This window comes from Streptomyces sp. NPDC026062, from assembly GCF_055568375.1.
The window spans coordinates 1-7,895 of sequence record NZ_JBVHOQ010000095.1; the positions used below are offsets into that span (position 1 = coordinate 1).

The 7,895-nt window shown below is 65.2% G+C and carries 9 protein-coding genes and 1 pseudogene; 7 read left to right on the top strand and 3 right to left on the bottom strand.

From position 1 onward, the window contains the following. The 5 genes and pseudogenes from ACZ4LX_RS37510 to ACZ4LX_RS37530 form a co-directional block, all read left to right on the top strand. The coding region (locus ACZ4LX_RS37510) for an NmrA family NAD(P)-binding protein (protein WP_467651807.1) at positions 1-771 on the top strand (771 nt) is incomplete at its 5' end. A 146-nt stretch (positions 772-917) separates the two neighbouring features. Beyond that, positions 918-1,271: a methyltransferase family protein gene (locus tag ACZ4LX_RS37515; protein WP_467651805.1), complete on the top strand. Its 354-nt coding sequence runs from the start codon at positions 918-920 to the stop codon at positions 1,269-1,271. Between the two features lie 33 nt (positions 1,272-1,304). Beyond that, a pseudogene (locus tag ACZ4LX_RS37520) lies at positions 1,305-1,904 on the top strand (methyltransferase); the annotation flags it as partial. Positions 1,905-1,934: 30 nt separating this feature from the next. Then, entirely contained in the window at positions 1,935-2,447 is a 513-nt protein-coding gene (locus ACZ4LX_RS37525) for a phenolic acid decarboxylase (RefSeq protein ID WP_467651802.1), read from the top strand. A 117-nt stretch (positions 2,448-2,564) separates the two neighbouring features. Beyond that, a complete protein-coding gene (locus ACZ4LX_RS37530; RefSeq protein ID WP_467651800.1) occupies positions 2,565-4,022 on the top strand; it encodes a DUF6119 family protein in 1,458 nt (485 codons plus the stop codon). A gap of 1,331 nt (positions 4,023-5,353) precedes the next feature. On the opposite strand, the gene ACZ4LX_RS37535 is transcribed toward ACZ4LX_RS37530, so the two are convergent. Together ACZ4LX_RS37535 and ACZ4LX_RS37540 are read right to left on the bottom strand one after the other, a co-directional pair. Continuing rightward, positions 5,354-5,767 carry a PIN domain-containing protein gene (locus ACZ4LX_RS37535; RefSeq protein ID WP_037661709.1) on the bottom strand — a complete coding sequence of 138 codons (414 nt, stop codon included), beginning with the start codon at positions 5,765-5,767 and terminating at the stop codon, positions 5,354-5,356. Next, positions 5,749-6,033, bottom strand: coding sequence for a hypothetical protein (locus tag ACZ4LX_RS37540; RefSeq protein WP_467651798.1), 285 nt, complete (start codon positions 6,031-6,033; stop codon positions 5,749-5,751). The genes ACZ4LX_RS37535 and ACZ4LX_RS37540 overlap by 19 nt, the downstream gene beginning before the upstream one ends. 482 nt (positions 6,034-6,515) lie before the next feature. On the opposite strand from ACZ4LX_RS37540, the gene ACZ4LX_RS37545 reads away from it, so the two are divergent. Together ACZ4LX_RS37545 and ACZ4LX_RS37550 are read left to right on the top strand one after the other, a co-directional pair. Next, entirely contained in the window at positions 6,516-6,791 is a 276-nt protein-coding gene (locus ACZ4LX_RS37545; RefSeq protein WP_057610003.1) for a hypothetical protein, read from the top strand. Beyond that, a complete protein-coding gene (locus ACZ4LX_RS37550) occupies positions 6,788-7,195 on the top strand; it encodes a PIN domain-containing protein (protein ID WP_467651796.1) in 408 nt (135 codons plus the stop codon). Before ACZ4LX_RS37545 ends, ACZ4LX_RS37550 begins: the two co-directional genes overlap by 4 nt. A 13-nt stretch (positions 7,196-7,208) precedes the next feature. Here the strand turns inward: ACZ4LX_RS37550 and ACZ4LX_RS37555 are convergent, their stop codons facing one another. Continuing rightward, positions 7,209-7,781, bottom strand: a complete 573-nt coding sequence (locus tag ACZ4LX_RS37555) for a hypothetical protein (RefSeq protein WP_467651794.1) — start codon at positions 7,779-7,781, stop codon at positions 7,209-7,211. Positions 7,782-7,895: the final 114 nt, after the last annotated feature.

A 7,895-nucleotide genomic window follows, 5' to 3' on the forward strand; every position in this document is an offset into this window, starting at 1 on the left:
CTCCTGCGCGTCCGGCGACCAGGTCCGCGCATCCCCCACCAGATCACTCACACACCGTCAACGAGCCTGAACCCAAAGCGTTTCGGATCAATAGCGCCACTGGCTGACGCGCAATCGCCGGAACGAATCGCGCCCTTCATCGAGACCGCCGCGGCGGAGGGCGTCGAGCACCTCATCATCAACTCCGCGTTCGAGGCTGGGCACGATGAAGACTTCACGCTCCGCCGTATTGAACGTGCCGCCGAGTCCACGGACTGCCGCTGGACGCACATCCGCTCGCAGTGGTACATGAGCAGCCTGACAGCCGGCATTTTCACCGAGCACCTGCGCGCGGGGGAAATCGCCTTGCCGACCGGCTCCGCGGGAACCGCATGGGTGGACGTCCGTGATGTCGCAGATTCCGTGGCAGCCATTGCGGCGAATCCGGCCGCACACTCGGGAGCCGCGTACCTGCTCACCGGACCTGAAGCCCTCGACTGGTCCACGGTCGCCGAGGTTTTCACCGGACACCTCGGCCACCCCGTGCGCTACCGACCGGTAGAGGCGGATGAGTACCGTCACACATGCCTGTCGGCCGGAATTCCGGCCGACACGACGGAATTCCTGGTGAAACTGTTCGCGGCGGTCCGTTCAGGCTTCGCAGAACCAATCACCCGGACAGTCGAAGAACTCACCGGGCACACCCCCCGCACTCTGAAGAGGTTTCTCAGCGAAACCACATGCCCCCCATCGGCCCACCGGGAGTCGGGGCGAACTCGCGGAACAGGATGAATACCTCCGCGCACATCATGAATTCAACCGAAGGCTGTCCCGCAGCATTCATGTCAGCCCGAGAAGACCACGAGCACCATAAATCCCGAGAGGTAGTGATGTCCGAACAAGTTGACGGAGTCACTGGACCGCAGAAGATCATGCAAATGGCCTCAGGACTGTGGGCGTCCAAAGCTCTCTCCACAGCGCTGGAACTCGACGTCTTCGGCCTCCTGGACCGGAACCCCGGCAGCACCATCGCTGAAGCAGCACAAAGGATCGGCATCGCCTTTCGCCCCGCCCGCTCCCTGCTCATCGCCTGCGCTTCCCTGGGACTGATCAGCCGAACCGGCGAGCAGTGCTTCAATACCCCTCTCGCCACTCACTACCTGGTTCGTGGACGGCCCACGTATTTCGGCGGCTGGGTCGAACTGATGGATCGTCACGACTATCCCGGCTGGCTCCGCCTGAGTGAGGCGCTACGCCGCAACAGGCCCACCGCATGGGACCCCGACTCCTAGCAATCCCTCTTCGACGGCGTCGATCCAGTCGTCCTTGAGACCTTCTGGAAGGCCATGGCCGCCGTTTCCGTGGTCACCGCCCAACAACTCGGCGCCCGCATCGACCTCAACAGCGCACGGACGCTGTTGGACGTAGGGGGAGGCGGCGCCGCTTGGGACATCGAACTCTGCCGCGCGAACCCACAGTTGCGCGCAGCCGTGTACGACCTCCCGCACGTCTGCGAACTCACACAGCAGAATATTGACGAGGCAGGCCTTGGCGGGCGCATCACCACCATCGCCGGAGACTTCTTCTCCGAAGCTCCACTGCCCAGCGGCTACGACGCCGTCCTGCTCTCCTCGATCCTCCATGACTGGAACGACACGGACTGACGGGCATTGCTGACCAAGTGCCACTCCGCTCTTTCCACGAACGGGCAAGTGATCATCGCGGAACTCCTCGTCGATGACACCGAGGACGGCCCCATCGCCGCGGCCCTGATGGGCCTGGCCATGCAAGTGGAGACCTGGGGACGCGGCTTCACCGCCGGGGAACTCACCGGGTGGCTCATCGAGACCGGTTTCACCGACGTCCAGGTCATCCCTGTCGACGCCCCCACAGCCAACGCCGCGGTCACCGCCCGCAAGCCGTAGCCACCACCAGGTGATACAGGAGGACGAAGCATGACCAACCCACCGGAACCACCCACCGAGCCACAGGGCACACACGCCTCAGAAGGCATCGTCGGCCGCCGACTCGAATACACCTATTCCAACGGCTGGCGCTACGAAATGTACGTCAAGAACACGACAACCATCGACTACCGCATCCATAGCGGCATGGTCGGTGGCCGCTGGGTCAAGGACCAGAAGGTCGACCTCGTCACGCTCACCGAAGGCGTCCACAAGATTTCCTGGACCGAGCCGACCGGTACATCCGTCTGTGTCACTCTCGTGCCTGCCGAACGTATCGCACACGGGGTCATCTTCTTCCCCCGGTGGGTCGAACAGCATCCCGAGCGCACCGTCCTTTTCCAGAACGACCGCCTGGACCGCATGCGCACCTTCCGCGACCGGGGACCGACCTACCCCATCCACGTCGTCTCGGAATTCTCGGAGATCACCCTCATCGAAGACATGGGCCCCGACAACGAAGACGTCATCGCCTGCGCTCCGCAGGATTGCGCCCAGCCGTAGACGAGACGCCTCGACGGCGGGGCGGTGAAACGTTCGGCTCCGTCTCACTTTCGGTGGTGACGGAGCGTCGTGACGGAGCGTGGCGATGGGGCATGGTGATGGGGCATCGGCATCCGCGTGAAAGATGTCAACGCGCTTGTGCAGACGGGATTCTCGGGCCTGCCCTCGCCGATCGTCGAGGACGTGTCCGACGAGGGTGAGCGGGTCGTCCCAGCACGGAAAGGAACCAAGGGCCCGCCCCCGAAGAGTCGGACCCTCCTGACCGCTCCAGCATGGTGCGAGCTGATCCAGGACGCACGGGCGCGACGAACGCCCGTGGCCCGCGACGCGTTGTGGCGGATCATCCGCCACCTCGGCGGCTACCTCGACGAAGTCGACCTCACCGCAGGGAGCGGCACCAGGAACGGGGCCATGACCGCGGACGGCGGCATCGGTCTCCGTATCAAACTCGGCACCACCCCCGCCACACTGATCAAGAACATCCGCGCCATCGCCACGATCTGCGAGCACGACGTTCCCCACCCCGACCTGGCCTTCATCGAGCACATCACCGCGGTCAAGGACCCTTCCCTCATCGACGCGCTCGACGCGGAACTGGACGCCACGCTCGGCCGTCCCGCAGACGGCCGGATCATCACCGCCGTCCCCTTGTCCCAGAGCACCGACCTGCCCCGGTCCACCGCCTGCACCATCAAGATCGGGTCCTGCCCGCCCCACCTCCGGGACGAGTTCAGTCTCGACTACGTCCTGGAGCGGGCCCGTGTGATCAAGGCAGGCGCCCGCGTCACGGCGCTCCGGCAGGGCACCGTCGAACTGTTCCGTGACACGCTCGCCGCGCGCACCGCTTCCCTGGAAGCCCTGTCCAAGGAAACCGCCATGAAGTGGATCGAGGCCACCTTCTCCCTCGGCTCCCGCACGTTCTGTCTGCTCGACGGTGAGTGGTACGAGCTCGGGGCGGGCTACCTGCGCAACGTCAACGAGACCGTGGCTCCCTTGTTCCCCGACGCGCCCTCAGTCGATCTCCCCCGCTGGCCGCTCGTCGAGAAGCTCAACAGGAAGGGTATGCGCGTGATGCGTCCCGTGGACGAAGGCGACTACAACAAGCTGGCCGCCCAGGCCCGTCGCGGCTGGGTCTGCCTGGACAAGAAGAACGTCCACAACCCCTTTCGGGCAAGCAACTCCGTCGAGATCTGCGACCTGTTCACCGAGGACGACGCTCTTGTCCTCGTGAAGCCCGCGCACTCCTCTAGCCCGCTGAGTCACCTGTTCAGCCAGGCGCGCGTCTCCGTTGAGCTGCTCTTCGAGAACGCGGCCGTACGCGCGGAGTTCGCCCGGTCCGTACACGTCAACAGCGATCCGGCCCGCAGTATCCCCGAGGACTTCACCCCGCGCCGCGTCGTCTTCGCGATCCTTCTGAAGGACGGAGCCAAGCTCACGCCGGACTCCCTCTTTCCGTTCTCCGCCATCACCCTGGCCCAGACCGCGAAGGCCCTCGCCGCTCGCGGCGTGACCGTCGAAGTCATCGGCGTCGAAAGTGAGTCGGCCCAGTCCGCCATGCGCGACGAGGCTGCGTAGCCGCCCGGGACTCTCGCCGTAAACACGCCCTCCATATCTCTCACCCGAACGAGGAGTCCTTCCAACAGCCCAGAATTCCCGCAAGGGGCAGCGGGCATCGTCTCCGGTGGCAGGGCACCCAGGGAACGGCGGGAGGCTATATGGAACAGGCCCTCAACGAGCGGCAGCAGGCCGTGCTCGGCTGGGTGGGCCAGGGGTGTCCCGACGGGTCTGGTCGGACAGCACGTACAAGACCGGCGGACAGGCCCTGCAGAACCGAGGGCTCATCAAAATCACCAAACGCCGCGGGCATTGGAGCGCCCGCCTCACCGAGAAGGGGCGGTAGCACCTCATCGAACGCGGCATCCACCCTGTAGAGCAAAGCACCCGGCCCCCGGACCCGCCCGCCCGCCCGGAAACCGGCACCGCCGCGCCCCAGAGTCGTACCGAAAGCCCGTACGAACTATGCGGACCAACTCCTCGAAGAACTGGCCGCCACGAGCGACGGCTGGCTCATCAAACCCCTCGAATCCGGCCCGCACTCGGTGAACTGGGCATCACGCGTCAACGCTGCCCGCAAGTCCGGCAAGGTCCCCCACACCCAGGAGCTCTACGGCTACCGCACGCACCGCGGCTACGAAATCAAGCTGGTCGACATTCCTGCCTGGCGCCTCGCGGAGCTCACCCCGCTCCCCGTGCCGGCCAGACTTACCAAGCCCCATGCCGTCGTGGCCGCCCTCCAAAAGCAGCCGCAGCCCATGGGCCTGACCAATCCCCTCCAGGGCCGAGCCCTGCGCATCATCCAAACCCTCATCGCCACCACCACAGCCCAAGGCCACAAGGCATCGCTCGAAACCACACAAGGCGCGCCCCCGCCCCATCGGCGCCGCAAGGCACCACCGCACTTCTCCATCACAACTCGCCGAGACCGTGCAGGAGGTCGGACTCCGCGGCGAGGCCGCAGAACGCAAACGCCTTGCAGACCAGCAAGCCAGAGAGATACAGCAAAAGCGCTGGGAAGCCCGCCATGCAGGAAGCCCACGCCGCCTACGCCCACGCCTACCGCGTCAAACACCTCGGAGAACAGGCAGACACCTGGTACCAGGCCAGCCGCCTGACCGAATACACCGCAGCAGTACGCAACCACGTCACATCACTGCCACCCGGGCAGGAGCGAACCGAGATCGAGGCGTGGCTGGAGTTCGCGGACGCGCACCTCCAAAACCTCACCGAATCGGTTTCAGCGCCGAAACTGCCCACGCCGCCGAAACCCAGCGGCGACGACCTCAAGCCCTTCCTCGGTCACTGGAGCCCCTACGGACCCCGCTCCTACCATGCCGGACCAAGGCAAATCACACCGCCACGAGCCGGACCCGCTCGCCGCACAGCTTGGCCATGTCGTCAATATCGGAAGTCAGCATGACCACGGGGCGGTGCTGTCGCAGCGCGGCCTCGGCGACGGCCGCATCGATCGCGTACTTGTGTCCGTGCAACCCGGCGTTCATCAGCAACTTCGAGGCAGCCCTCGCCTCCTCGTCACCGACCGGAACGACCCGCAGCCCGGAAAGCACCCAGTTCAGGCGTGACTTGTTCGTACGGGCATGGACGGCCTCGATGATGGTGAGCGCACTGATCACGACCTCCATGCCGCGCGAGCGCGCCTCAGCGATCAGAGCCACCACCTGTTCTTCGTCGGCGAGCAGCTTCGAGAGTCCCTCGCTGTCGAGGACGAGCGTCCCCTCGTGACTCAGCCTGCGGCGGGCCACTCGGCCTCCTCGGCGAACACCTCGTCGTAGACCTGCCGCGCCCGCTGACGAGCCGGCTCGGAGACCGGCCCCTTGCGGCTCTCGTAGTCCGCCAGGTACTCGTCCAGGACCTGCCCGCGCAGCTCACGCTCGACCGCCTCGGCGACGAACGCGGAGAACTCCCGCTTCCCCACCCGAGCCCGGATCGCCTCCGCGGTCCCCTCCGGCAGCGACAGGCTCACCCGCGTCGCCGGGCCTTCCCCGATGCTGTACGTCGTATCAGCCATGCCTCCGATTGTGTCAAACGAGTAGGAAAAGCGCCACGTCCGCACTACCGTCACAAGCTCGGTCAGCGCCTCGCTCACACAAATCCCAGCACGGGCACCCCCATCCCGTCCCAGCACCATCCCAGCACGGTACGGATGACCAGGGATGACGACAGGTGACGAGGGGTCAGCTATCCCAGCACCATCCCAGCACGGGAAAAGACCAAGGGCCCGACCCCGAAGAGCCGGACCCTCTCTGACCTGCATGTTTGCCAGATCAGTGACGTGGTGGCACGTCACCCGTCACACATTGAAGCGGAACTCCACCACAACCGCTCTGACCTGCGGTTATGCGGGCGCATCCCAGCACCATCCCAGCACGGGATTCACTTCAAAGTACAAAAAGATCAGGAAGCGCCGAGACTACGCCCCACCGCCCGCCACGGACACAGATCGCACAGCACTTCAGACGCTGTAATAGTTTCTGTACTAGACTTGTAGCCATGAAGCCACCCCGCCCCGGCGGCACGGAGAACATCTCCGTCTCGATGCCCTCGGAACTCCTCGGTGCTCTTCGCACACGTACCGGCAAGCGCGGCGTGTCCGCGTACGTGACGGCAGCGGTCCGGCATCAGCTCGCCATGGACGGCCTCGCCGAGATCGTGGCCGCCTACGAAGCCGAGCACGAGCCACTGAGCGAGGCCGAGATCCAGGCCGCGCAGAGCGAGCTGTTCGGTGACGCTCCGGCGCCCTACGCGTCGAACGACAGCGCCGCATGAAGGAGGCCGCGGCCAGGACTCTGGTGCTCGACTCCCAGGCGCTGTCGCTGCTGTTGCGCAACGACCGCCAGATGATCACCCGGATCGAGGCCGCTCGGCGCGTGGGCGTACCCGTCCTCGTGTCCGCCCTGACGGTGGTGGAGGCCGTCTACGGCAAAACGGACACCGCCCGGCTGCGCTGGCTACTCTCCCGCCTCCAGGTCCAGGACGTCACCCAGGCGGACAGCCTCACCGCGGTTCAGCTGCTGAGCGACGCCGGCGGCCTACACGGCCACAAGTACGCCATCGACGCCCTCGTCGCCGCGATGGCGCTCCGTTCCGCGCGACCCGTCCTTGTGCTGACCTCGGACCGCGACGACTGGTCGAAACTGTGCGGCGACCGCGTACAGATCAAGGACGTCTGACCTCGGCCTCCACTCAGGTTGAACCCACCTGCTGATCGACCGCTGCTTCGTAGAAGGCATCCGCGAGGGCCACGGTGATCGCATTGATGGCCGGCCCGTCGGTGAAGAAGTAGTCAGCCATCGTGTTGTGGGCGTCCTGGTTGTCTGCGACTGCCTCCGTGACTGCCGCTTGGAAGTCCTGTGACTCCAGGAACTGCTTCTTGGAATTCACCTTGGTCTGCTGGACCAAGTTCGGGTCGGCGAGCAGCAGCTGCACGAGGCCCTGTACGAACTCCCTGACCTGGGAGGCAGCGAACGTTTCGGCGCCGAAGAGGTCGTTCATCTTGTCTATGACGACCTGAAGCGCGACGTACTTCGGATCCTTCTTCGCGCCCGTGCCGGCGGCGCTGATGCCCTTCAGTTGCCCGTCGCCCACGAGTGAGATGTCGACCGCTATCGCCTTGTTGTGCTTGACCCCCACCAGCACAACGTCGGAGAGGTCCACGTCGGCTGCCCAAGCGGACTCGGCAATCACCTTCTCCAGCAGGCGCAGGAAGATCGAGAGCATCTCCATGTAGGGATCGCCGTAGTCGACGATCTGGGACATGAAGTCGTAGAGCCGTACATATTGATCCGAAACGCTTTGGGTTCAGGCTCGTTGACGGTGTGTGAGTGATCTGGTGGGGGATGCGCGGACCTGGTCGCCGGACGCGCAGGAGGC

Bases quoted from the DNA above. Each gene is read 5' to 3' on its own strand.
- ACZ4LX_RS37545 (WP_057610003.1), top strand. From the start codon at position 6,516: ATGAAGCCACCCCGCCCCGGCGGCACGGAGAACATCTCCGTCTCGATG.
- ACZ4LX_RS37555 (WP_467651794.1), bottom strand. From the start codon at position 7,781: ATGTCCCAGATCGTCGACTACGGCGATCCCTACATGGAGATGCTCTCG.
- ACZ4LX_RS37540 (WP_467651798.1), bottom strand. From the start codon at position 6,033: ATGGCTGATACGACGTACAGCATCGGGGAAGGCCCGGCGACGCGGGTG.
- ACZ4LX_RS37550 (WP_467651796.1), top strand. From the start codon at position 6,788: ATGAAGGAGGCCGCGGCCAGGACTCTGGTGCTCGACTCCCAGGCGCTG.
- ACZ4LX_RS37525 (WP_467651802.1), top strand. From the start codon at position 1,935: ATGACCAACCCACCGGAACCACCCACCGAGCCACAGGGCACACACGCC.
- ACZ4LX_RS37515 (WP_467651805.1), top strand. From the start codon at position 918: ATGGCCTCAGGACTGTGGGCGTCCAAAGCTCTCTCCACAGCGCTGGAA.